Raw genomic sequence first — 23,064 nt, 5'->3', positions numbered from 1 at the left:
TCACAGGCTGCAGCGCGGTGTGCGCACTGCGGCGGGCCAGTTCATATGTATTCATGCTATCGGCGCAAGGGCGGTTGCAGGCATGTATTAAGTAGCATCGATATGCGCAAAACAATGCAGTGAACAAGCCCGCGCGCTTATCCGGAACCCGCATATGCGAGCGCGGTTTTCTTTGTTGGCGTGGGGGTGCGCGGCTTTCCACAATGGCGGCAACACGCTGCTTGTATTGCGCCCGATGTCCGCGGCGGCCAGCAGCAGAAAGCACCCCGCCATGCCCCAGCTTCATGCCCACCTCAACGACTACCTGGCCGAAAAACGCGCTGCCGTGCTGGCGCGCGACGCAGCCATCGAGCGCGGCACCGCACAGCCCGCGGCGCTGAAAGCCCGCGTGAGCGCCGAAGGCCGCAGCGGCGTGCGCCGCATCCGCATCCGCGACCACCAGGTCATCAGCGACAGCCCGCCCGACTTCGCGGGCTACAACCTGGGCCCCAGTTCGCCCGAGCTGCAGCTCGGTGTGCTGGGCAGCTGCGTGACGCACATCTTCTTGATCCAGGCCGCCTCGCGCCAGGTGCCGTTGACCAGCCTGGAGGTCGAGGTCACCGGCGTGATCGACCCGCGCGGCGGCAAGCCCGGGCACGAAGAGACGCCCATCTGGCCGCACGACATCGCCTACACCGTGCACATCGATTCGCCCGCGAGCCGGGCCGACATCGACGCACTGTTCGAAGCGGTGGAGCGCACCTGCCCCATCCTGAACCTGCTGCGCAACCCGCAGCAGGTGCGCGCCAGCGTGGCGCTGACCAACTCCAGCGCCGCCACAGCGCAGCCCGCCGCACAGCCCGCCGAAGCCGTGCCCGCGTGATCACCGACTGAACGCACGTCGACCCATTTACCACCCATTGACCCCGCAAGGAACACAGCCCCCATGGCATTGACACTCGACCACATCGTGATCGCGGTGAAGGATCTGGACCAGACCATCGCCGACTACCGCGCCCTCGGATTCAACGTGCTGCAGGGCGGCGACCACCCGGGCCGGCCCACCTACAACGCGCTGGTCGTCTTTGCGGACGGCTCCTACTTTGAGCTGATCGCCTGGCGCTCGCCATCGCCCGGCGAGCGCTGGTGGGAACTGCTGAACGCGCACGGCGACGGCATCGTGGACTTTGCGCTGCTGCCGCCCGACACTGCCACCACGGTGGCCGGCGCCAAGGACCGGGGCCTGGCCTACAGCGGCCCCCACGACGGCGGCCGCGTGCGGCCTGATGGCGAGCGCCTGCAGTGGCAGACGGCACGCCCCCCGTCGCACGACCTGCCCTTCTTGTGCGGCGACCAGACCCCGCGCGCCCTGCGCGTGCCCGAAGGCGACGCCCGCGTGCACCCCAACGGCGCCCGCGGCGTGACCAGCCTGGCCCTGGCCGTGAAGGACCTGGACGCCAGCCTGGCCCACTACCGCGCCCTGCTGGGCGAGGCCCAGGCCGCCAACGTGAGCGCGCCTTTTCTGCAGCCCGGCACGGGTGCGCGGGTGGGTACGGTGACGTTGGGGCGCAGCACGCTGGTGCTGACGCAGGCCGGGCCGCTGCCGGGTGGTGCGGGGGAATCGGCCGCAGCCCGGCTGGACACCCGTGGCGAGGGCCCCTATGCGCTGGTGCTGGGCACCACGGGTGATGTTCCCGTGGCTCCCACCACCACACGCACGCACGGCGCCGCCATCGAATTTGCTGCCGTGTGAATCCTGCCGGTGCGGCGTGCGAGATAGCCTCGTCGCCAGGCCGGCCGCGCAGCACGCTCAGCGCTGCGAACCTGGCCTGAAAGAAGGCGGCCAGGGTGGCCGAAGGGGACGGGACTGACACGGCACTGCGCCAGTCCGGTTTCAGGCTCCCGGCTTCAGGACGGCCTCTTCATCTGGCACGAAGTAGGTTGCGCGCTGATGTACGAATCCCAGGCCACTTCCGACCGGAAACCATAGCCGGTCTTCTCGGCGTCGTACTTCACGCCTTTGCTGCCCTGCTTGGCCCAGATGCCCAGGTACAGCGGCGCTTCGAGCTGGTGGTCGCTCTTGCGCATGCGCACCTCGCCCATGGGGCTCTTGAACGTCATCCCCTCCAACGCCAGCGCGACCTTTTTCGCATCGGTGGACTGCGCCTTGCGCATGGCCTCGCGCAGCATGTGCATGGTGTTCCAGTGCGCAGCGAACACGAAGTCGTCACCGGTTTTTTTCTTGTAGTCCACGTAGATCTTTTCGAGCTCGGGGGTCGGCGCGTTGTGCACCCAGTTCCAGATCACCCCGACCTTGCCTTCGCCCCACGGCCCGATCTGCGCAGGGGTGCCGGGGTTGTTGGCGTTGAGCGTGAAGTAGTTGATGTTCAGGCCGTAGTCGCGGGAGGACTTGAACAGCAGCGTGAGGTCGCTGCCCCAGTTGGAGGTGATGACCGTGTCGGCCTTGGCGGCGGCGATCTTGGCCACGAAGGGGGCAAAGTCGCGCGTCTGGGCGATGGGCACGAAATCGTCGCCCACCACCTCGATGTCCGGCCGCTTGCGGGCCAGGTATTCCTTGGCGGCCTTGGACACCTGGCGGCCATGGGTGTAGTCCTGGTTGAGCAGGTAGACACGCTTCACATCGCTGCGGCCCTGCAGGTAGGTGGTCAGCGCCTCCATCTTCATTTCGCTGGAGGGATAGAACCTGAAGTGCCAGAAGCTGCAGCGCTCGTTGGTGAGCTGCGGGTCCATGGCGGCGTAGTTGAGGTAGACCGTCGCCCGCTCCGGGTCCCGCTCGGCCAGCTTGTTGAGTGCATCCACCAGCGCCAGGGCCGCACCCGATCCGCCGCCCTGGGTGACGTAGCGGATGCCGCGGTCAGTAGCCGCCTTCAGCGCGTTGAGGCTCTCTTGCGGGGTGCCCTTGTTGTCAAAATCCACCACCTCGAACTTCGGCTCGTTGGGTCCCGCCTTGGCGTTGACCTGAGAGACCACCTCGCGCAGCTGGTTGAGCGAGCTCTGGCCCGTGAGCGCGAACGGGCCCGACAGCAAGTCGATGAAGCCGATCTTGACCGTCTCGGCCGCCCCGGCGTGCGCCGCCATCACCAGCGCCGCGGCGCATGCGCAAGCCTTGAGCCATTTCCTCTGGACCGTGTTCATGGTTGTCTCCTGGGGTTGTGGTGTGCAAAAAAGATCCGTCGCGTGAATCCATCAGTCGATCCGTCGATCCATCAATCTGCGAGTGGTCAGCGGTCAGCGGTCAGTGGACAGCGGTCAGCGCTCAGTCACCACTGAAGGCGTTGCCATGCCGCTGCCGCAGCTCGTTTTTCTGGACCTTGCCCGTGCCGCCCAGCGGCAGGCTGTCCACGAACAGGACATCGTCCGGCAGCCACCACTTGGCCACCCGCTCGGCCAGAAAATCCAGGATCTGTGGCTTGTCCAGCGCCTGGCCGGGCTTGCGCACGATGAACAGCAAGGGGCGCTCGTCCCACTTCGGGTGCCGCACACCGATCACGGCGGCCATGGCCACAGCGGGGTGGGCCACGGCAGCGTTTTCCAGGTCGATGGAGCTGATCCACTCGCCGCCGGACTTGATGACGTCCTTGGTGCGGTCGCGGATCTGCACCACGCCTTGCGCGTCGATGGTGGCGATGTCGCCGGTCGGGAACCACCCATCCACCAGCGCGGAGCGCTCGGCCTTGTGATAACGCTCTACGATCCACTGGCCGCGCACCATCAGCTCGCCCTGCGCGGCCCCATCGCGTGGCAGCGTGGCGCCGTTTTCGTCCACCAGCTTGAGCTCGATGCCGAACACCGACTTGCCCTGCCTGGCGACCAGGGCGTGGCGCTCGGCGGGCGACAGGCCCACGTCCTGTGCGCCCAGGCTGCTCATGGTGGCGATGGCGGTGGATTCGGTCATGCCCCAGCCGTGGCGCACCTCCACATCGAACACGTCGTTGAACTTGGCGATCAGCGCCTTGGGCATGGCCGAGCCTCCCACGCCCGTGCGGCGCATGGTGGTAAAGCGCAGCTGGTGTTGCTCCACGTACTGGATCAGCCCCATCCAGATGGTGGGCACGCCGGCACTCACCGTGACACGCTCGGTCTCCATCAGCTCGTACAGGCTGGCGGCATCCAGCCGCGGGCCCGGCAGCACGAGCTTGGCCCCACCGATCAAAGCCGCGTAGGGCAGGCACCATGCGTTGATGTGGAACATGGGCACCACGGGCAGTACCGTCTCCTGCGCGCTGATGCTGAGCACGCCGGGCAGGCACGCGGACAGGGCACTCAGCGCAAGGGCCCGGTGCGAGTACAGCACGCCCTTGGGGTTGCCCGTGGTGCCAGACGTGTAGCACAGGGCCGCGCCGGATCTCTCATCGCATTCGGGCCAGTCGAAGCGGTCGCTGTGCTCTGCGATCCACGGCTCGTAGGCCCGCACGGACGGCACGCCGTCGAGGTCGATGGCGGCGAGCGCGGGCGCATCGCACAGTGCGATCCAGTGGCGCACCCGCGGACAGGCGTGCGCAATGGCGCGCACCAGCGGGGCGAAGGTGGTGTCGAACAGCACCACCTCGTCATCGGCGTGGTTGACGATGTAGGCCAGCTGCTCACTGTGCAGACGCGGGTTGCAGGTGTGCATGACCATGCCGCTGCCGGATACGCGTAGTACGCCTCCAGGTGGCGGTGGTTGTTCCAGGCGAGCGACCCCACCACGGTGCCGGGGCGCAGGCCCAGCGCCTGCAGTGCGTTGGCCAGCTGTCGGGCGCTCCGGGCCAGGTCGGCGAACCGGTAGCGGTGCAGGCCGCCATCCTCGGTATTGCGCGAGACGATCTGCTGGCCGCCGTACTGGTGCTCACCGTGCTCGAGGATGGCCGAGACCAGTAAGGGCCGGTCCATCATGCTGCCGGGCGGGTGCTGCTGTTGCATTGCCGTTGTCTCCTGGGAGGTGCGCTGTGCTGCATCGCGGCATTCGTGGGTGCCGGTGCAGGGCCCTCTTCATCGGGGCTGGCGCAGCGTCGCAAACAACGCCGGGCGCGCATGTCGTCCGCGCGACTCGTCCAGCCAGTCCGGGAGCTGGCACCCTGCCCAGGCCCCGGCGCGCGCCGCCGGCCCTTGGTCCACCCGCCGTGCACAATCCCACAGCCATGCGCTCGGGGCTGGGGCCGATCCCGCTCGACACTCGGCCCCCCTTCAACCCCTTGGCCTGCGCCTTCCCTGCCCTCCATCAAAGTGAACAAGAACCTCTGGCTGCTGGCCCTGTGCCAGGGCCTTTTCCTGACCAACAACGTCGTATTCATCGCCATCAACGGTCTGGTGGGGCTGCAGCTGGCGCCCTTCGGCTGGATGGCCACGCTGCCCGTGATGGGCTACGTGGTGGGTGCCGCACTCTCCACGCCGCTGGTGGCGCGCACGCAGGCGCGCTGGGGGCGGCGGGCGTCGTTCCAGATCGGGCTGGCCGTGGCCGTGGTGTCTTGCGGGCTGTGCGCGTGGGCGGCCTTCCAGGCCCACTTCTGGATGCTGTGCGCGGCCACCTTGGTGGCGGGGTACTACAGCGCCAACGGCAGCCTGTACCGCTTTGCGGCTGCCGAGCTGACCGCGCCGGACTACCGCGAAAAGGCCGTGTCCCTGGTGCTGGCCGGGGGCCTGCTGGGCGCGGTGGCCGGGCCCAACCTGGCCAGCGCCACGCGCACGCTGTTTCCCGTACCGTTTGCGGGCGCCTATGTCGCTCTGATGGGGGTGGCGCTGCTGTCGATGCTGTGCATGGCCGCGATACGGTTCGCGCCACGCGCTGCGCCGCGCGACGCCGCTGGCCAGCCCGTACAGGGCAGGCCGCTGTCCGAGCTGATGCGACAGCCGGTGTTCGTGGTGGCCATCCTGGGGGCCGCGCTGGGCTATGGCGTGATGAACCTGCTCATGGCCGCCACACCGCTGGCGATGCAGGTGTGCGGCTTCGGCTTCAACGACTCGGCGCTGGTGCTGGAGTGGCATGTGATCGGCATGTTCGCGCCGGGATTCTTCACCGGCCACCTCATCAAGCGCCTGGGCGTGCTGCCCATCATGGGCGCGGGCGTGCTGCTCAACCTCGCCTGCGTGGCCGTGGCGCTGATGGGCATCGAGCTGCACCACTTCGGCATTGCGCTGTTTCTGCTGGGCGTGGGCTGGAATTTTCTTTTCACCGGCGCCACCACCCTGTCGATGACGGCCTACCGGCCCGAAGAGAAGGACCGCGCGCAGGCCGCCATCAATTTCTGCGTGTTCGGCACGCTGGCGATGAGCTCGTTCGCGTCGGGCGTGCTGGTCACCACGCAGGGCTGGACGCTGCTCAATGCCGGCTCGCTCGTGCCGATGGCGGTCACGGGCCTCGCGCTCGCCTGGCTGGCGGTGCAGCGCCGGCGCGCTATCCCGCCCGGCCCTGGTCCTGCACCGCGGCCATGAGCCACTGCACGAAGGCATCGACGGCCGCGTCCTCCCGCCGGTCCTGCGCGACGAAGAGGCTGTAGCCGCGCGCGTCGCTGTCGTGGTGCGGGTGGGCCAGCACCAGCTCGCCCGACTGCAGCTCGCGCTCCACGAAGTAGCGCGGCACCAGGCCCACGCCCAGGTCGGCGCGCACGGCCTCGACCAGCATGGAGAACAGATCGAAGCGGTGGCCGCCCAGGCTGTGCGCCGGCACGCGGGTGATGCCGGCGCGGCTGAACCATGCGTCCCACGCGCCCAGCCGCGAGCTCAGCTGCAGCAGCGGCACGGCGCGGAAGTCCTTGCGCTCCATGGCGCGGCGGTGGCGCGACGCGGGTGCGCACACCGCCACGCAGACCTCGCTCATCAGCGGCACGGGCTGCGCGCCGGGCCAGGCCGCATCGCTGTACTGCACGGCCACGTCGAAGGGGACCTCCTGCATGTAGGTGTGCGTGGGGTAGACCTGCAGGTGCAGGCTGCAGGCCTTGTGCGCGGCCAGGAAGGTGGGCAGGCGCGGCAGCAGCCAGCGCTCGGCGAACACGGGCACGCAGCCCACCAGCAGCCGCGCGCCGTCGGGCCGCTGGGCCATGGCTTCGAGCGTGTGGTTCTGCAGGCGCAGCAGGTCGCCCACGATCTGCGCGTGGTAGCGGCGCCCCACGTCGGTGAGCGTGGAGCCGCGCGCGCCGCGCTGCACCAGCTGCAGGCCGAGCTGCCCTTCGAGCAGGCGCAGCTGCTGGCTGACGGCGCTGTGCGTGAGGCACAGCTCCTCGGCGGCCTTGCTCACGCCGTGGTGGCGCGCCACGGCGTCGAAGACGAGCAGGGCGCGAGTGCTGGGGATGTGGTGGCGCATGCGATGAGGTGTAAGAAAAACTGCCGGCTCGGCAGATTAAAGCAGAACCGGCGGGTGCGAATCGGTCCAACAATTGCATGGCATTTTGTGCTGTGCCACGGGCTTCATCGATGAAGCCATGCTGGCCTGCATCCCTTGTCTCGCCCTCTTTTGTCTGACCATGAAGAACCCTGCCCGCACCCTTCGCTTCACTCCCCTGGCTGGCGCCGCGGCCCTGGCCGCTGCCGCGTTGCTCGGCCCCGTGGCCGCCCTTGCCCAGGGCGCCGTCGCGCCCACGCCCACCACGCTGCGCCCGGCGGTGGACAAGGCCTACACCCAGCTCATGGCCGCGCCGCAGGTCGCACGCCTGCTCGACGCCGTCAAGGCCGACCATGACCGCGCGACCGATGACCTCAAGATGCTGACCGAGATCGAGGCGCCGCCGTTCAAGGAGCAAAAGCGCGCCGAGGCGTTCCTCGCGCGCCTGAAGGCCCTGGGCCTGACGAGTGCCGCCATCGACGCCGAAGGCAACGTGGTGGGCATCCGCAAGGGCACGGGCCACGGCCCCAAGCTCGTGATCTCGGCGCACCTGGACACGGTGTTCCCGGCCGGCACCGACGTGAAGGTCAAGGAGCGCGACGGCAAGCTGTACGCGCCCGGCATTTCGGACAACACGCGCGGCCTGGCCGTGCTGCTGTCGTGGCTCAAGGTGCTGAACGACCAGAAGATCGCCACCGTGGGCGACCTGGTGTTCGTCGGCAATGTGGGCGAGGAAGAGCTGGGCAACCTGCGCGGCATGAAGCACCTGTTCAAGGAGCACCTGGACATCGACGGCATGGTGGCGCTGGAGCCCGCGCCCGACGGCACGGTGCTGGTGCTGGGCACGGGCAGCCACCGCCACGAGGTGACCTTCAAGGGCCCCGGCGGCCACAGCTACGCGGCCTTCGGCCAGGTGCCCAGTGCCATTCACGGCATGGGCCGCGCGATCGCCAAGATCGCCGAGATCCGCACGCCCGCAACACCCAAGACCACCTTCACCGTGGGCACGGTGGGCGGCGGCACGTCGGTGAACACCATTGCGCCCGATGCGCGCATGGCGGTGGACATCCGCTCCGACGAGATGGCGCCGCTGCTGGCTACCGAAAAGCAGGTGCTGTCGGCCATCGACGCCGCCGTGGCGGAAGAGAACGCACGCTGGAGCGTGAACACGCTGTCGGCATCGACCAAGCTCATCGGCGACCGGCCGGGTGGCCGCACCGCGGCGGACTCGGTGATCGTGGAGGCCGCCGTGCGCGCCAACACCGCGTTCGGACGCACCACCGTGCTGGGCGGTGCCAGCACCGACGCCAATGTGCCGATGTCGCTGGGCATCCCGGCCATCGTGATCGGGGGCGGGGGCAAGACGGGCGGCTTTCATGCGCTGTCGGAGTGGATCGACCTGACCGACGCCTGGAAGGGCGCGCAGACCTCGCTGGTCACGGTGCTGGGCCTGGTGGGTGTGCAAGGCGTGAGCGAACCGCTTTTGGAAAAGCGGCAGATAAGGTAGCCCCCCTGAGCGGCTTCGCCGCTTCCCCCAAGGTGGACGCCGCCAGCGCGGCGGGGCGGCCCTTGCGCGGCTGCACTGGCTTGGGCCGCGCCGGTGTCGACGGGCGTGCGCGGACAGGGGTGCCGCCGTTGTGTTGCTGAACCACCGCAACCCGTTCGGGCTGAGCCTGTCGAAGCCAGGGCGCTGCGCCGCCAGACATGCAGGGCGATAGAGCACTGAATTCACCTTTGTTGACACAGGGCGTGCCCCCGACTGCGTAACATCTGCCTTTTGTTGTCTTGCGCAGGAGATCGCCATGGGCTTGCTCGATTCCGTTTTGGGTGCCGTCATCAACAACGCCTCGCAGGGCAGCGCCAATGCTGCCAGCCACGGCGGTGCAGCCGATGGGCTGGGCGGGCTCATCAGCCTCGCGGCGCAGAACCCGCAGCTCATCCAGGCGGTGATGTCCCTCATCAGCAACGACGGCCCCGTGGGTGGCCTGCCGGGCCTGATGGCCAAGTTCCAGCAGGCGGGGCTGGGCAATGTGATTGCGTCGTGGCTGGGCTCGGGGCCCAACCAGGCGATCTCGGGCGATCAGCTGTCGCAGGTGCTGGGCAGCGGCCCGCTGTCGCAGATCGCGGCGCAACTGGGCGTGGGCTCCGGTGCCGCAGCCGGGCAACTGGCCCAGGTGCTGCCGGGCCTGGTGGATCAGTTGAGCCCCCAAGGCCAGGCACCGCAAGGCGGGTTTGGCAATGCCAACGATCTGTTCGGCATGCTGGGCGGTTTGCTACAAAAATAGAAGCACGTAGCGCTGACTGAACAAGCGCTGCAGGGTTCCCGGGCATGTGGGCCGCTGTGCGTCGGTGTGTGCCGGTGCGCCAGGTTACCTTTCTTCACAGCTCAGAGAAGTTCTCACAGCCCTCCCCAAGGTGGTGCGCTTAGCATCTTGTGCCGCCGTCTCTGCCACTGCGCAGGCATGTCGCGTCACAACACCAACGAGAGGGATTTTCAGCATGAGCCAACCCAACGCCGACCACACCGGCACGCCGTCTTTCCAACCCGCAGCCCCGGCCAGCGCCACCGACACGGTGGAGTTGTCGGAGGCCTGGCAAAAGCGTTTCGCGTTGATCGAACGCGCAGGGGGCGTGAAGATGCCCAAGCTCAAGGAACTGAACTTTCGCGAGCGCATGGCCTGCAACTTCAATTTGCTGGCAGCCATCTTCGGCCCGTTCTACTACGCCGCCAAGGGCATGTGGAAGCGCGGGCTGGCTTACTGGGGAATGGCATTTGCAGGCATTTTGCTGCTGGAGTTGATCATCACGCTGGCCGGGTTCGGGCATGTTCTCAAAGGTGTGCACTACACCGGAGCCTGGGCTGCACTGTTCGGCATGATGGCCAACCGCGACTACTACAAGAAGGTCGTGCTCCATGACAACGGGTGGTTTTGACCTGCCTGCGCCGGCAACGTCCCACCCACTGCCACAGCAGTCCCCGCAGCCAGCGCCAGCGTCACCGGCCTTGCGAAGGGCGCAGCGCTGCATCCATGCTGCGGCGGCCACCGGGCTGCTGACCACCGTCCTCACCATCTCCGTCACTGCAGGCGCGGCCATGGGCACGAACGGTGTGCCTTTCAGCTGGCCCTTGCTGCTGGAGGTGTTGATCCCTGCGGGCCTCACGGCGGGCATCCATTGGCGCAGCCGTATCGCGGCGGCATTGATGCTGGCTTACTTTCTGCTGTCCAAGGCGCTTTGGGTGTGGAACGACCTCTTGCTGCACGATGACGATGGCGGCGTGGCCTGGGCCGATGTCGTGGACAGCCTGGACGCCTGCCTCAGCGGCGGTTTGTTCGTGATGGTCGTCCTGGTGTGTCTTTATGCAGCAGGGGTTTACGGCACGGTGGCCTGGCACCGGCTCCACCGCTGGCAGTGACGCGGCGCCCACCCGCAGTGCTGGCGCGGCGGCCTCAGGCCGCCGCGGAGTGCCGCGCCACCAGCCACCGCTGCAGCCGTTCGAACACGGGCTCGGCCAGCTCGGGGCATTCATTGAAAAGTTCGTGGTACAGCGGCTCGAAGCAATGCGACTGCACCACGGCCGCGGGTGCGGCGGCCGCAAAGGCGCGGCTGCCAGCGGGGTTGACGAGCTTGTCCGCGCCAGCCCAGATCAACAGCGTGGGCACCGTCCAGTGCGCCGCGCAGGCCACGGTGGCGGGGCCGCCTTGGGCGATGAAGCGCGCCAGGCGTGCGCTGATGCGGTCATGGCACAGCGGGTCGGCCAGGTAGGCGGCCACCACGGCCGGATCGTGCGAGAGGTACTGCGCATCGAGCCCGTTGCCCACGCGCAGGTTGGGTGCCAGGCGCGGCAGCGTGGCCAGCAGCAGCTTCTGCACGGGGCCGAGCCCTGCGTCCAGTGCGGGGGACGACAGCACCAGCGCATCCACCGGCCGCAGGTTCAGCGACACGAAACGCGACGCGACCAGCCCGCCCATGCTGTGGCCCAGCAGCACCAGCGGCTGGCCGGCCGGCATGCGGGCGCGGGTGGCGTCCACCATGTCGGCCAGGTCGGCCAGCAGGCGCATGTCGCTGGTCAGCCCGCCGCGCGGCCCACCGGACTCGCCGTGGCCGTACTGGTCGTAGCCGCGCACGGCGAAGCCCCAGCTGTTGAGCCGGCGCGCGACAGGGTCGTAGCGGCCCACATGCTCACCCAGGCCGTGCACCAGCAGCACCGTGCCGCGGCAGGGTTCGCCGGGTGCCAGGGCCCAGTCCTGCATGGCCAGGTTTTCGCCATCGGCGGCGGTGAAGGTGCGCAGGGTCGAGACGGCGAGTTCGGACATAGGGGAGCAGCGATGAGGGGGCAATAAAAACAGGCAAGAGCAGGGTGGGGGCGGTGACAGGCGCGGACGCGGCAGCGCACCGGGATGTGCCCTTCTTCCATCCGCCCACCCGTGCGCACCCCGGACAAGGCCTGCGCGGCGCTGGGGCGGCTCGGCGTGAGCGGGGTTTGTGGGATCGAAGGCGCGCGGGTAGGCCGGTATCAGGCCGACGCCACCGGCAATGCCGCGATCACCTGTGCCACGGCGGCGGTGAGCTTCTTGGCATAGGGCACGTGCAGGAACTCGTTGGGGCCGTGCGCATTGCTCTTGGGGCCCAGCACGCCGCAGACCATCATCTGCGCGGTGGGAAAGCCTTCGCTGAGCATGTTCATGAGCGGGATGGTGCCGCCCTGGCCGATGTGGCCGCAGGGCGCGCCGAAGTGGGCCTGCGATGCGTCGTTGAGCGCCTGCTCGAACCACGGCGTGGCGCTGGGCGCGTTCCAGCCGGTGGCGCCGCTGGTGCCCTGGAAGGTGACCTTGGCCTGGTAGGGCGCGTTGTCTTCGAGCAGGGCTTTGAGCTCCTGCACGGCCTGGCCGGCATCCACCAGGGGCGGCAGGCGCAGGCTGAGCTTGAACGCGGTGTAGGGGCGCAGCACGTTGCCGGCGTCCTGCAGCGCGGGGAAGCCCTCGGCGCCGGTCACGCTGAGCGTGGGCTCCCAGGTGCGCTTGAGCAGTGCCTGCAACGGGTCGGTGGTGGTGGGCAGCGCAAAGGTGGTGGCGCCGCCGCAGTCGTAGTGCGCCCAGGGGAAGCGCTTGTACACCTCTTCACCCAGGATGGCGGCCGTGGCGCGGGCCTGGGCCAGGCGGTCGGCAGGCACTTCGCAGTGAAAGCTGTGCGGCAGCAGGCGGCCGGTGGCGCTGTCTTCCAGCCGGTCGAGCACCTGCCGCATGATGCGGAACGACGAGGGCACCAGGCCCGAGGCGTCGCCGGAGTGGATGCCTTCGGTCAGGATCTCGACCTTGAGCGTGCCGGTGGCCATGCCGCGCAGGCTGGTGGTGAGCCACAGCTGGTCGTAGTTGCCCGCACCCGAGTCCAGGCACACCACCAGCGCGACGTTGCCCATGCGGGACTTGAGCGCATCGATGTAGGGCAGCAGGTCGCGCGAGCCGCTTTCCTCGCAGGTCTCGATCAGGCCGACGATGCGCGGGTGGGGCACGTTCTGGCGCTTGAGCTCCTGCACGGCGGCGATGCTGGCGTAGACCGCGTAGCCGTCGTCGGCGCCGCCGCGGCCGTAGAGCTTGCCGTCCTCGTACTTGGGCGTCCAGGGCCCCAGGTCGTTGCGCCAGCCGCTGAATTCGGGCTGCTTGTCGAGGTGGCCGTACATCAGCACGGTGTCGGTGGCGCCGGCCTGGGTGGATTCGATCTCGAAGAACAGCACGGGGGTGCGGCCTGGGAGGCGTACGACTTCGAGCGTGAGGCCTGCGACCTTCTGCGACTCGACCCACGCGGCGGCGTTGCGCACCACGGCATCGAGCAGGCCCTGCTCGGCCCAGTCGGGCGAGAACATGGGCGACTTGGCGGGGATGGCGATGTAGTCGGTCAGCTGGCGGACGATGTCGTTGTCCCACGCCTGGCTCACCCGTTCCAGGGCCAGGTCGGGTTGCAGTGCATGGGCGGGAATGCGGGCGTTCATGGGCGGCTCTCCTCGAAGGTGGGATGGGTCTCGTGGACCAAAACCACCATTCCAACACAACACCCGCGCGGGCGCCATGGCGCAAAGGCATGTCCCTGGAGTGCCCCGCCATGCAGCGCCGCGCAGGCAGTAGCGCGCAGGCGGCAGCGCCCGCCAGGAACCAGGAGCCCTTCAGTACCGCGACGCGGGCTGGGTGTCGGGGCTGCTGCGCGGGCCCGGGTCCGCCGGGCGGCGCAGCGACGTGGCCACCTCGACGCGGTTGCGCCCTTTTTCCTTGGCCTCATAGAGCGCGCGGTCGGCGGCGGCGATCAGCATGTCCCAGCTGTCGCCGGGCTCCAGCCGCCCGCCGAACACGCCGATGCTCACGGTGACGGGGATGCTGACCCCTTCGCTGGATTCGGTGCCGTCGGCCGCGCGGATGCGGCAGCGCGAGTCCGCCACCTCGCGGCACAGCGCGCGCGCGAGCTGCTCGGCGCCCAGCAGGGTGGTGTCGGGCAGCAGCACCATGAACTCTTCGCCGCCGTAGCGGCCCACCAGGTCCTGCGCGCGCACGCGGGCCCGCAGCACGTTGACCACGTGGCACAGCACCTGGTCGCCGGCGGGGTGGCCGTAGCGGTCGTTCACGCGCTTGAAGTGGTCGATGTCCACCATCATGAGTGCGATGGACTCGCGCGTGCGCACGGCGCGCGAGGCATCGCGGTCGAGCGCGGCGATGAGCGAGCGGCGGTTGGCCACGCCGGTGAGCGGATCGACCGCGGCCATGATGCGGTTGTTTTCATCGGCGCGGTCGCGCGCCATGAAGACGAAGCCCATGGTGCTGATGAGCACCACCGAGAAGGTGCCCATGAACGTGAGCGTCTGCAGCACGCTGCCCTGCAGGATGCTCATGGCGGTGGAATGGCTGCTGAGCGCCAGCAGCGCGCGGCCGCCGAGCACGGCCGCCTCGATGCCCAGCCCCGCCACCAGCAGCCACTGCCCGCGCCCCACCGTGGCGTGGCGGCGCTCGAGCGCGGAGACCAGCGTCCACACGGCCTGCAGGCCGATCACCAGGCTGACGAAGCTCACGCGCGCCGCGAAGTTGTCGATGAAGACGATGACGACCCCGGCGACCAGCGCAGGCGGCGCCCACAGCAGCATCCAGCGCACCGCCCGCCCCTGGAACTGGTAGATCGCCGCGATCATGCCCACGAACACGCACGACAGGAGGACGTTGCCCACCACCACCGACAGGACGTCGGGCACCACGCCGCGCAGCATGATGAGGCTGTGCCCGATGGCATTGACCAGGAGCGCCCCGGCCCAGCGCGCCAGGCCGTCGCGCCGGCGGCCCCAGCCCACCACGGCCATCGAGGCCGCCATCATGAGGGAGCTGACAATGATCATTGCCAGCATGGTGGGTACGTGGGCAGCCATGGAGCGCTGGAGGCGGTGCTTGTGGTGGGTCGGCCCAGCATAAACCAAGGACCGCGGCGCAGGAAACGGCAAATGTGCAGGCCTGCGGCGCAAGGCGCCCGGCGGTGCGCCGCGCTCAGGCCGCCGCGGCGGCCCGGGCGAGGGCGCGGTCGCGCCAGCCCAGGCCTTCGGTGGTGCCCGCCGCCGGCCGGTATTCGCAGCCCACCCAGCCGCGCCAGCCCAGGGCGTCGATGGTGTCCAGCAGGTAGGGGTAGTGCAGCTCGCCCTGGTCGGGCTCGTGGCGTTGCGGCACGCCCGCGATCTGGATGTGCGCGACGCGGCCGGTGGGCAGGTAGCGGCGCACCTTGGTGGCCACGTCGCCCTCCACGATCTGGCAGTGGTACAGGTCCATCTGCACCTTGAGGTTGTCGGCCTGCACCGCGTCGAGCAGCTCGTGCGCGTGGTCCTGCCGGTTCAGGAAGTAGCGCGGCACATCGCGCAGGTTGATGGGCTCGATCAGGATCTCGCGCCCGGAGCGCGCGGCTTCGTCCGCCGCCCAGCGCAGGTTGCCCGCGCACAGGCCCTTGAGCGACTCGCGCTCCACGCCCGGCGGCACGATGCCCGACAGCACGTGGATGCGCGGGCAGCCGAGCACGTCGGCGTAGCGCAGGGCCTCCTGCACACCGGCGCGGAACTCCGCTTCGCGCCCGGGCAGGGCGGCGGTGCCGCGCGCGCTCTGGTCCCAGGCGGCGGCCATGCCGGCGGGGTCGGCGCCGCCCGCCGGCGCGTTGAACAGCACCAGCTGCAAACCGTTGTCCTGAAGCCGCGCCGCGATCTCGCCCGCGGCCCAGGCATACGGGAACTGGAACTCCACCGCGCTGAAACCGTCGCGCGCCGCGGCGGCAAAGCGGTCCAGGAAGGGCAGCTCGGAGTACATCAGCGTCAGGTTGGCGGCAAACTGGGGCATGGCAGCGGGTGCAGTGGCGTTCAGGACCCGGCAGCTTATCGTGCAGCAGGCAGGCTGCAGCACGGCACACCGACACCTACAAGCCAAAATGGCCGCTACCGCTTGATGGACGAGCGCCAGCAGCTCATAAATTAATAGCATTGCTATTTCCACACCATTTCCAGTCACCGTGAAGGACCCTCGATGCGCATCGGAGAACTCGCCCAACGCACCGGCACCACACCCAAGGCCGTGCGCCTGTACGAAGCACGCGGCCTGATGGGCGCGGTGGCGCGCTCAGGCAGCTACCGCGACTATGGCGAGGCTGATGTGGCGCGGGTGCTGCTGATCCGGCGCGCGCAGGCGCTGGGGTTTCGGCTGGCGGAGCTGGGCGGTCTGCCTGCGCTCGATTCCGCCACGGGGTGGAACGCCGTGGGCCAACTCATCGCAGACCGCCGCGCTGCCGTGGCCGCCGAGCGCGCGCGCCTGGCCCTGCTCGATGCCGAACTGGCGCAGCTGGAGCGGGAGCTGCAGCAGTGCGACGCGCAGGCCGTGCCCGCGAGCGCCGCGGCCTGCGCGACCGAACCTGTCACGCCACTGCACCCGCCATCCACGACCCCCGCCACGCCTGCACGCACCATGCCACCACGGGGCTTTGTCGCCAGGGTTTGATCCCGCTGCTTGACTCTGCCCCGCGGGGCAGGGTGACCATGCCTGCATCGACAACCAAGAGCCTGAGCAGGCTCTCACGCCGTGCAGGCGCATGGAGGTTTTGTGGCAGAGCAGCAGCGCATTCTCATCATCCTGGGCCACCCGTCGGCCGACAGCCTGTGTGCCGGCATGGCGCATGCGTATGCCGATGGCGCGCGCCAGGCGGGCGCCGAGGTGCGGCGTCTCAACGTGGGGCAGCTGGCGTTCGACCCGCGGTTCCAGGGCTACGGCGTGGCCCAGCCGCTGGAGCCCGACCTCGCGGCCGCGCAGGCCGACATCGCCTGGGCGGGGCACCTGGTGTGGGTCTACCCGATCTGGTGGGGCGCCATGCCGGCGCTGCTCAAGGGCTTCATCGACCGGGTGTTCCTGCCCGGGTACGCATTCAAGTACCGCCCCGGTTCGTCGCTGTGGGACAAGCTGCTGGCCGGGCGGTCAGCCGAGCTGCTGGTGACGATGGACTCGCCGCCGTGGTACTTCCGCTGGGTCACGCGCATGCCGGGGCACCACCAGATGAAGAAGGCCATCCTGGAGTTCTGCGGCATCCGGCCGGTGCGCGTGCACAGCTTCGGCCCGGTGCGCAGCGCCAGCACCGGGCGGCTGGCGCAGTGGGTGGAGGCGGCGCGCCAGCTGGGCGCGCGGCAGGCGCGGCGCGCGCCGCGAGGCCGGCGCACCGGGCCCGGCCTCGCGACCGCCGCTACTTCTTCGCCGACGACGACGACGACGCCGTGAAGGCCTGCACCGCCGCACGGCCCACGGACGGGTCGTCGGTGAAGAAGCCGTCGATGCCAGCGCGCAGGTAGGCGGTGATCTCGGCCGCGCTGTCGCCGCGCTGCGTGCCGTCGGTGGCGGGGGCTTTCTTCAGGCCTGCAGGCAGGAAGGCGTTCTCGGGCCGCAGGGTCCAGATGTGCACGGCCAGGCCGGCGGCGCGGGCACGCTCCACCAGGCCCGTGGGCTCGCCGGGCAGGCCGTCCTTCACCGGCACCACCAGGGTCTTGAACGGGCCGATGGCGTTGGCGTACGCAGCCACCTGCTGCAGGCCGCCCGGCGTGAGCAGGTCGGCATAGCTGCGCGTATTGGCCGCGCCCTGGGCCACGAAGTCGTAGGGCCGGCCCGACGGCGCGACCAGTTGCACCAGGCGCACGGTGCTGAGCTTGCGGATGGCCTGCAGGTTGGCCACTTCGAAGGACTGCACGAACACGGGTGCGTTCTGGTGGTTCCAGCCGTTCTTCTCCAGCACCGCCAGCAGCGGCGCCTCCAGCGGCTGGCCGATGGACTGGAAGTAGGTGGGGTGCTTGGTCTCGGGGTAGATGCCGATGGTCCTGCCCGTCTTGGTGCTCTGGGCCTTGGCCAGGTCGATCACTTCCTGCAGCGTTGGAATCTCGAACTGGCCGTTGTAGGCCACATTGGCCGGGCGCTGTGCAGGAATGCGTTCGCGGGCGCGCAGGGTTTTCAGCTCGGCCAGCGTGAAGTCCTCGGTGAACCAGCCGGTGATGGACTGGCCGTCGATGGTCTTGGTGGCCTTGCGCGCGGCGAACTCGGGGCGGTCCACCACGTCGGTGGTGGCTTCCTTCACCGCGCCGTCGGCGCCCAGGATGGCGATGGCATTCTCGTGCCGCGCCACGAGCACGCCGTCCTTGGTGATCACGAGGTCGGGCTCGATGATGTCGGCGCCGTCGTCGATGGCCTTCTGGTAGGCCGCCAGCGTGTGCTCGGGCCGCAGGGCCGAGGCGCCGCGGTGGGCGATGACGGTGGGCGTGGGCGGCCAGGCCTGTTGCGCCACGGCGCCCAGGGCCCAGGTGGCGAGCAGCGCGGCGGCAGCCACGGTGCGCAGTGCAATGCGGTTCATGCGGGTCTCCTTCAGTCCTTGCAGGAAGAGCGCACCTTAGCCGATGCGGTTGACAGCGGCGTGTCGCGTCGCTTCGCGCCCGTCGGGAGCCGCCATGGCATGGGCCTCTTTGCACTCGCACCCACCGTTCGGGCCGAGCCTGTCGAATCCTTGCGCGGCGCTTCGACTGCGTCAGCGTGAACGGTTCAAGCCGATGGACGCCGCATCGCTACGCATGTTCAAAATGGAACACTGCCGTGCTGGCGCGCATGTTGGGCAGCCAGCGCACTTCCTGCCCGTCCTGCAGGCCGAAGGACTCCAGGATGCGCAGGCTGTTCTTGGTGGCCAGCACCTCGAAGTCCTTGTACGTGCCCACGCGGATGTTGGGCGTGTCGTACCACTGGTAGGGCAGGCGGCGCGTGACGGGCATGCGCCCGCGCAGGATGGACATGCGGTTGGGCCAGTGCGCAAAGTTGGGAAAGGCCACCACGCCGGTGCGGCCCACGCGCGCCGTTTCGCGCAGCATGACCTCGGCATTGCGCAGGTGCTGCAGCGTGTCGATCTGCAGCACCACGTCGAAGCTGTTGTCGCCGAACATGGCCAGCCCTTCGTCCAGGTTGAGCTGGATCACGTCCACCCCGCGCTGCACGCAGGCCAGTACGTTGGCATCGGCGATCTCTACGCCGTAGCCGCTGCAGCCGCGTTCGCGCTGCAGGTAGTCGAGCATGGCGCCGTTGCCGCAGCCCAGGTCGAGCACCCGGCTGCCCTGGGGCACCAGGCGCGCCAGCGCCTCCATGGCGGCTTTGTCGGTCATGGCTGCACCTCCTTGGCAATGCTATCGAAGTAAGAGCGCATCACGCCCATGTAGCGGGCGTCATCGAGCAGGAAGGCATCGTGACCGTGGGGTGCGTCGATCTCGGCGTAGCTCACGCTGCGGCGGTTGTCGAGCAGGGCCTTGACGATCTCTCGGCTGCGCTGGGGTGAGAAGCGCCAGTCGGTGGTGAAGCTCACCAGCAGGAACCGCGCCGTGGCCCGCGCGAGGGCCCGCGTGAGGTTGCCGGCGTGCGCGCGGGCGGGGTCGAAGTAGTCGAGCGCGCGGGTGATCAGCAGGTAGGTGTTGGCGTCGAAGTAGTCGCTGAACTTGTCGCCCTGGTAGCGCAGGTAGCTCTCGATCTGGAATTCGATGTCCTGGGTGCTGTACAGATAGTCGCGGAGGTCCGGCGCTGGGCCGCCCCGCGCCGGACCAGCCCCCTCGGGGGGCAGCGAACCACGCGAAGCGGGGAGCGTGGGCGCACGCAAGCTGCGGCCGAACTTCTCGTTCATCACATCGTCGCTGAGGTACGTGATGTGGCCGATCATGCGGGCGATGCGCAGGCCGCGCTTGGGGATCACGCCGTGGCGGTAGAAGTGGCCGCCGTGGAAGTCCGGGTCGGTCACGATGGCGCGGCGGGCGACCTCGTTGAAGGCGATGTTCTCGGCCGTGAGGTTGGGCGCGCTGGCCACCACCACGGCGTGGCGCATGCGCTCGGGATACTGCAGCGTCCAGCTCAGGGCCTGCATGCCGCCCAGGCTGCCGCCCAGCACGGCGGCCAGTTGCCGTATGCCCAGGCGGTCGAGCAGGCGGGCCTGGGCGTTGACCCAGTCCTCCACCGTGACCACCGGGAAGTCCGCGCCGTAGACCTCGCCCGTGTCGGGGTGCGTGTGCATGGGGCCGGTGGAGCCAAAGCACGAGCCCAGGTTGTTCACGCCGATCACGAAGAAGCGGTCGGTGTCCACCGGCTTGCCCGGGCCGATCATGTTGTCCCACCAGCCTTCGCTCTTGTCCTGCCCGGCGTAGACGCCCGCCACGTGGTGGGAGGCGTTGAGCGCGTGGCACACAAGCACGGCGTTGGAGCGGTCGGCATTGAGCGTGCCGTAGGTCTCGAAGGCCAGGTCGAAGGCGCGGATGGTCGCGCCGCTTTGCAGCGGCAGCACCTCCGCAAAGTGCATGGTCTGGGGTGTGGCGATGAACGACATAGTTGGAACTGGTAAGCCCTCACGTTCCACCGCTTGCATTCGCCGAATGCTCCCTGCAGGAGCCGCTTTGGCCGGGGCTGGCTGGCAGCCCGCGGCAAAAAAATACCCGGCGTCGCTAAAAACGAGGCCGGGCAGGTACGTCGGACGGGTCTTTAGCAGAATTTATAGAGCGCCCGCAAGCTGTGGCAAATCGGCGCTGGCGGTAAATATACCAAAGCGCCTGCCACTTCGTCCATCCATCAGGTGCCGGCAGGCATGAAGATGGCCAGGCACCCCAGCACCAGGAAGATCACGGCCGACACGATGTGCACCGCGCGGATCGGCACCCGGCGCGTGATGCGCTCGCCCAGCCACACCACCGGTGCGTTGGCGATCATCATGCCGAGCGTGGTGCCGGCCACCACCCACACGTAGGCGTTGTACTGCGCGGCCAGCATGACGGTGGCGATCTGCGTCTTGTCGCCCATCTCGGCCAGGAAGAACGCGATCAGCGTGGTGCCGAACACGCCCCAGCGCGGCGAGCCGTCGGCCTCGCCTTCGTCGAGCTTGTCGGGGATCAGCATCCAGATGGCCATCGCGATGAAGGATGCCGCGAGGATCCAGCGCAGCACCTGCGGGCCCACGAAGGTGGTCACCCACGAGCCCACGGCGCCGGCCAGGCCGTGGTTGACCAGGGTGGCCACCAGGATGCCCAGGACGATGGGCCAGGGTTTGCGAAAGCGGGCGGCGAGAACGAGCGCCAGGAGCTGCGTCTTGTCGCCCATTTCGGCGAGCGCGACGATGGCGGTGGAGATGAAGAACGGTTCCATGTGGGGGTCTATCCGGCCGGATAGTTATAGACAACGCATTGACTGCACCCCGACTCCGGCCATTGGATCGGCATGCAGTCAATGGTCTCGCCCAGCTCAAGAACCGCATGCGCCATAGGCCCACAGGACCCAAGTTTGTTGACGCATGCCCCCGGCGCGTTGCGCACCGGGCGGGCTACTCCCCAAAGACCGGCGGATTTTAGCAGACCGGCGCGGCGCTGTGGTCCGGCAGCGCGTCGGCGGCGCCCCCGGGCGGGAGGCCGGCTTCCGTTTTTTGCGGGTTTCCCCGCAGATTCTGCAAAGAAAGGCCCCAATCCCTTCAACTTTCTGCGGATTCGGTCGCCCGATGACCAAATAAACCCCCACGGGGTCCATAAAGTGATTGATAATGAATCCGCTCTTCTGCTCGCAGGGGGCAAATAGCTTAGCGGTGTATGGTCAGTTTCGCGTCTCTGAAGTCGTCACAGGTTTGTTGATTGCGTCGGACTCCATCGCGTTTTTGTGTTTTTTGAGGAGTCCTTCATGGGCAACAAACTTTACGTGGGCAACCTGCCCTATTCGTTCCGCGACCAAGATCTGGAACAGACTTTCGGCCAATTCGGCTCCGTTGGCAGCGCCAAGGTCATGATGGAACGTGACACCGGCCGTTCCAAGGGCTTCGGCTTTGTGGAAATGGGCAGCGATGCCGAAGCACAAGCCGCCATCCAAGGCGTGCATGGCCAAAACTTCGGCGGCCGTGACCTCGTGGTCAACGAAGCCCGTCCTATGGAGCCACGCGCTCCACGTAGCGGCGGCTTCGGCGGCGGCAACGGTGGTGGCGGTTACGGCGGTGGTGGCGGCGGCGGTTACGGCGGTGGCCGTAGCGGCGGCGGCGGCGGTGGTGGTTACGGCGGTGGCCGTGAAGGTGGTGGCGGTGGCTACGGCGGTGGCCGCGGCAGCTACTGAAAGACCTGATCAGCAGACCCTTCGCGGTGTCTGCTGAAGGCAAGACAAAGGAGCCCTCGGGCTCCTTTTTTCATGTCCGGACGATCGCCATGCCACTGGCGGCGTCCATCGCTGCAGCGCAAAAACCCGCCTGGCGCAGCCGCCCCGCACGGCCGCCGGCAAGGTGCGGCAAGGCCAAGGAGCGAGGGCCATTCATGGATGCGCAGCAAAGTCACCACAGCATGCGATAGCGCTTGCATTTTCAGCCAAAGTGTGGAGCATAGTGTGCTGACGGGATTTTCCCCCGTCGTCCAAGTCTGCGGTGTCCGTCAGTTTCGCGCTAAGAATGTCATTGAGATCAGCTGGCTGCGTTTTCGGGACTCCCTTCGCTTTATCCATGTGTTTTTGAGGAGTCCCTCGATGGGCAACAAACTGTATGTCGGCAACCTGCCGTACTCGGTGCGCGACAGTGATCTGGAACAGGCCTTTGGCCAATTTGGCGCCGTGACCAGCGCCAAGGTCATGATGGAGCGCGACACGGGACGCTCCAAGGGCTTTGGATTCGTGGAGATGGGCAGCGACGCAGAAGCCCAGTCCGCCATCAACGGCATGAACGGCCAGCCCCTGGGCGGCCGCTCCATCGTGGTCAACGAAGCCCGTCCCATGGAAGCCCGCCCACCCCGCAGCGGTGGATTCGGCGGCGGTGGTGGTGGCGGCTTTGGCGGCGGTGGCCGCAGTGGTGGCGGCGGCGGCTACGGCGGTGGCCGTGAAGGCGGCGGCGGTGGCTACGGTGGTGGTGGCGGCCGCGACGGCGGCGGTGGATATGGCGGCGGCGGTGGTGGCCGTGGCGAAGGCGGCTTTCGCAGCCCCTACGGCTCGGGCTCCCGCAATGGCGGCGGCGGTGGCCGCAATGGTGGCGGCGGCGGTTACGGCGGCGGCGGCAACAGCGGCTACTGAACCTCGCAGGTACTGCATTCTTGAGAAAAGCTCCTTCGGGAGCTTTTTTCATGTCCGGGCCGCTGCAGAGTGAAAAGCGCTCCGCTGGGCATCAGCGGCCATCTTTCATGCCACGGCGTGACGAGTTCGAATTCCGTGGTCCCGTCGTCGCAAGGCGGCACGAGACGGCCACTGCGCCTGCGCAAAGGCCGGCCCGCT

21 protein-coding genes, 1 pseudogene and 1 riboswitch are annotated in these 23,064 nt (G+C 68.4%); of the genes and pseudogenes, 11 read left to right on the top strand and 11 right to left on the bottom strand.

Going from position 1 to position 23,064, the window contains the following annotated elements:
- The first annotated feature begins 271 nt into the window (after window positions 1-271).
- Both ACIGHN_RS23135 and ACIGHN_RS23130 read left to right on the top strand, forming a co-directional pair.
- Window positions 272-862 (top strand): OsmC family protein, encoded by a 591-nt coding sequence (locus ACIGHN_RS23135; protein ID WP_396506349.1) that lies wholly within the window; start codon window positions 272-274, stop codon window positions 860-862.
- Between the two features lie 63 nt (window positions 863-925).
- Complete coding sequence (locus ACIGHN_RS23130; protein WP_396506348.1) at window positions 926-1,732, top strand: VOC family protein; 807 nt, start codon at window positions 926-928, stop codon at window positions 1,730-1,732.
- A gap of 155 nt (window positions 1,733-1,887) precedes the next feature.
- Here ACIGHN_RS23130 and ACIGHN_RS23125 read toward each other — a convergent pair whose 3' ends face one another.
- Both ACIGHN_RS23125 and ACIGHN_RS23120 read right to left on the bottom strand, forming a co-directional pair.
- Window positions 1,888-3,135, bottom strand: coding sequence for a branched-chain amino acid ABC transporter substrate-binding protein (locus ACIGHN_RS23125; protein ID WP_396506346.1), 1,248 nt, complete (start codon window positions 3,133-3,135; stop codon window positions 1,888-1,890).
- 121 nt (window positions 3,136-3,256) lie between these two features.
- A pseudogene (locus tag ACIGHN_RS23120) lies at window positions 3,257-4,875 on the bottom strand (long-chain-fatty-acid--CoA ligase).
- Window positions 4,876-5,205: 330 nt separating this feature from the next.
- On the opposite strand from ACIGHN_RS23120, the gene ACIGHN_RS23115 reads away from it, so the two are divergent.
- Window positions 5,206-6,411: an MFS transporter gene (locus tag ACIGHN_RS23115; protein ID WP_396506344.1), complete on the top strand. Its 1,206-nt coding sequence runs from the start codon at window positions 5,206-5,208 to the stop codon at window positions 6,409-6,411.
- Here the strand turns inward: ACIGHN_RS23115 and ACIGHN_RS23110 are convergent.
- Window positions 6,374-7,279 (bottom strand): LysR family transcriptional regulator, encoded by a 906-nt coding sequence (locus ACIGHN_RS23110; protein ID WP_396506342.1) that lies wholly within the window; start codon window positions 7,277-7,279, stop codon window positions 6,374-6,376. The genes ACIGHN_RS23115 and ACIGHN_RS23110 overlap by 38 nt on opposite strands.
- A 160-nt stretch (window positions 7,280-7,439) precedes the next feature.
- On the opposite strand from ACIGHN_RS23110, the gene ACIGHN_RS23105 reads away from it, so the two are divergent.
- The 4 genes from ACIGHN_RS23105 to ACIGHN_RS23090 all read left to right on the top strand — a co-directional run bounded on the left by ACIGHN_RS23105 (window position 7,440) and on the right by ACIGHN_RS23090 (window position 10,712).
- Window positions 7,440-8,804 carry a M20/M25/M40 family metallo-hydrolase gene (locus ACIGHN_RS23105; RefSeq protein ID WP_396506340.1) on the top strand — a complete coding sequence of 455 codons (1,365 nt, stop codon included), beginning with the start codon at window positions 7,440-7,442 and terminating at the stop codon, window positions 8,802-8,804.
- 295 nt (window positions 8,805-9,099) lie between these two features.
- Window positions 9,100-9,582 (top strand): YidB family protein, encoded by a 483-nt coding sequence (locus ACIGHN_RS23100; RefSeq protein WP_396506338.1) that lies wholly within the window; start codon window positions 9,100-9,102, stop codon window positions 9,580-9,582.
- A 214-nt stretch (window positions 9,583-9,796) separates the two neighbouring features.
- Entirely contained in the window at window positions 9,797-10,231 is a 435-nt protein-coding gene (locus ACIGHN_RS23095) for a DUF2628 domain-containing protein (RefSeq protein ID WP_396506336.1), read from the top strand.
- A 70-nt stretch (window positions 10,232-10,301) separates the two neighbouring features.
- Window positions 10,302-10,712: a hypothetical protein gene (locus ACIGHN_RS23090; RefSeq protein ID WP_396506334.1), complete on the top strand. Its 411-nt coding sequence runs from the start codon at window positions 10,302-10,304 to the stop codon at window positions 10,710-10,712.
- A gap of 34 nt (window positions 10,713-10,746) precedes the next feature.
- Here the strand turns inward: ACIGHN_RS23090 and ACIGHN_RS23085 are convergent, their stop codons facing one another.
- The 4 genes from ACIGHN_RS23085 to otnI all read right to left on the bottom strand — a co-directional run bounded on the left by ACIGHN_RS23085 (window position 10,747) and on the right by otnI (window position 15,645).
- Entirely contained in the window at window positions 10,747-11,613 is an 867-nt protein-coding gene (locus ACIGHN_RS23085; RefSeq protein WP_396506332.1) for a lysophospholipase, read from the bottom strand.
- Between the two features lie 200 nt (window positions 11,614-11,813).
- Window positions 11,814-13,286 carry a M20 family metallopeptidase gene (locus ACIGHN_RS23080; RefSeq protein ID WP_396506330.1) on the bottom strand — a complete coding sequence of 491 codons (1,473 nt, stop codon included), beginning with the start codon at window positions 13,284-13,286 and terminating at the stop codon, window positions 11,814-11,816.
- Window positions 13,287-13,457: 171 nt separating this feature from the next.
- The gene (locus ACIGHN_RS23075) at window positions 13,458-14,699 is read right to left on the bottom strand and encodes a GGDEF domain-containing protein (protein ID WP_396506328.1); all 1,242 of its coding nucleotides are present in this window, start codon (window positions 14,697-14,699) and stop codon (window positions 13,458-13,460) included.
- Between the two features lie 115 nt (window positions 14,700-14,814).
- Entirely contained in the window at window positions 14,815-15,645 is an 831-nt protein-coding gene (gene otnI / locus ACIGHN_RS23070) for a 2-oxo-tetronate isomerase (RefSeq protein ID WP_396506327.1), read from the bottom strand.
- Window positions 15,646-15,828: 183 nt separating this feature from the next.
- On the opposite strand from otnI, the gene ACIGHN_RS23065 reads away from it, so the two are divergent.
- Both ACIGHN_RS23065 and ACIGHN_RS23060 read left to right on the top strand, forming a co-directional pair.
- Window positions 15,829-16,296 carry a MerR family transcriptional regulator gene (locus tag ACIGHN_RS23065; RefSeq protein WP_396506326.1) on the top strand — a complete coding sequence of 156 codons (468 nt, stop codon included), beginning with the start codon at window positions 15,829-15,831 and terminating at the stop codon, window positions 16,294-16,296.
- Between the two features lie 102 nt (window positions 16,297-16,398).
- Window positions 16,399-17,064: an NAD(P)H-dependent oxidoreductase gene (locus ACIGHN_RS23060; RefSeq protein WP_396506324.1), complete on the top strand. Its 666-nt coding sequence runs from the start codon at window positions 16,399-16,401 to the stop codon at window positions 17,062-17,064.
- Here the strand turns inward: ACIGHN_RS23060 and ACIGHN_RS23055 are convergent.
- The 4 genes from ACIGHN_RS23055 to ACIGHN_RS23040 form a co-directional block, all read right to left on the bottom strand.
- Window positions 17,030-18,181, bottom strand: a complete 1,152-nt coding sequence (locus tag ACIGHN_RS23055; protein ID WP_396506322.1) for a glycerophosphodiester phosphodiesterase — start codon at window positions 18,179-18,181, stop codon at window positions 17,030-17,032. The genes ACIGHN_RS23060 and ACIGHN_RS23055 overlap by 35 nt on opposite strands.
- Before the next feature lie 208 nt (window positions 18,182-18,389).
- Window positions 18,390-18,974, bottom strand: coding sequence for a methionine biosynthesis protein MetW (metW, locus tag ACIGHN_RS23050; RefSeq protein ID WP_396506320.1), 585 nt, complete (start codon window positions 18,972-18,974; stop codon window positions 18,390-18,392).
- Window positions 18,971-20,176 carry a homoserine O-acetyltransferase gene (locus ACIGHN_RS23045; RefSeq protein WP_396506319.1) on the bottom strand — a complete coding sequence of 402 codons (1,206 nt, stop codon included), beginning with the start codon at window positions 20,174-20,176 and terminating at the stop codon, window positions 18,971-18,973. The genes metW and ACIGHN_RS23045 overlap by 4 nt, the downstream gene beginning before the upstream one ends.
- Window positions 20,177-20,415: 239 nt before the next feature.
- Entirely contained in the window at window positions 20,416-20,985 is a 570-nt protein-coding gene (locus ACIGHN_RS23040) for a TMEM165/GDT1 family protein (protein ID WP_056410882.1), read from the bottom strand.
- A gap of 22 nt (window positions 20,986-21,007) precedes the next feature.
- Window positions 21,008-21,181: riboswitch (yybP-ykoY riboswitch) on the bottom strand.
- A gap of 326 nt (window positions 21,182-21,507) precedes the next feature.
- On the opposite strand from ACIGHN_RS23040, the gene ACIGHN_RS23035 reads away from it, so the two are divergent.
- On the top strand, window positions 21,508-21,930 hold the full coding sequence (locus ACIGHN_RS23035; RefSeq protein WP_056411609.1) for an RNA-binding protein: 423 nt from the start codon (window positions 21,508-21,510) through the stop codon (window positions 21,928-21,930).
- A gap of 399 nt (window positions 21,931-22,329) precedes the next feature.
- Window positions 22,330-22,866 (top strand): RNA recognition motif domain-containing protein, encoded by a 537-nt coding sequence (locus tag ACIGHN_RS23030; protein WP_396506316.1) that lies wholly within the window; start codon window positions 22,330-22,332, stop codon window positions 22,864-22,866.
- Window positions 22,867-23,064 lie beyond the last annotated feature (198 nt).

It is taken from the genome of Acidovorax sp. NPDC077693 (genome assembly GCF_044542805.1).
Taxonomy (GTDB): domain Bacteria; phylum Pseudomonadota; class Gammaproteobacteria; order Burkholderiales; family Burkholderiaceae_C; genus Acidovorax.
This window is presented reverse-complemented; position numbering and strand designations above follow the sequence as displayed.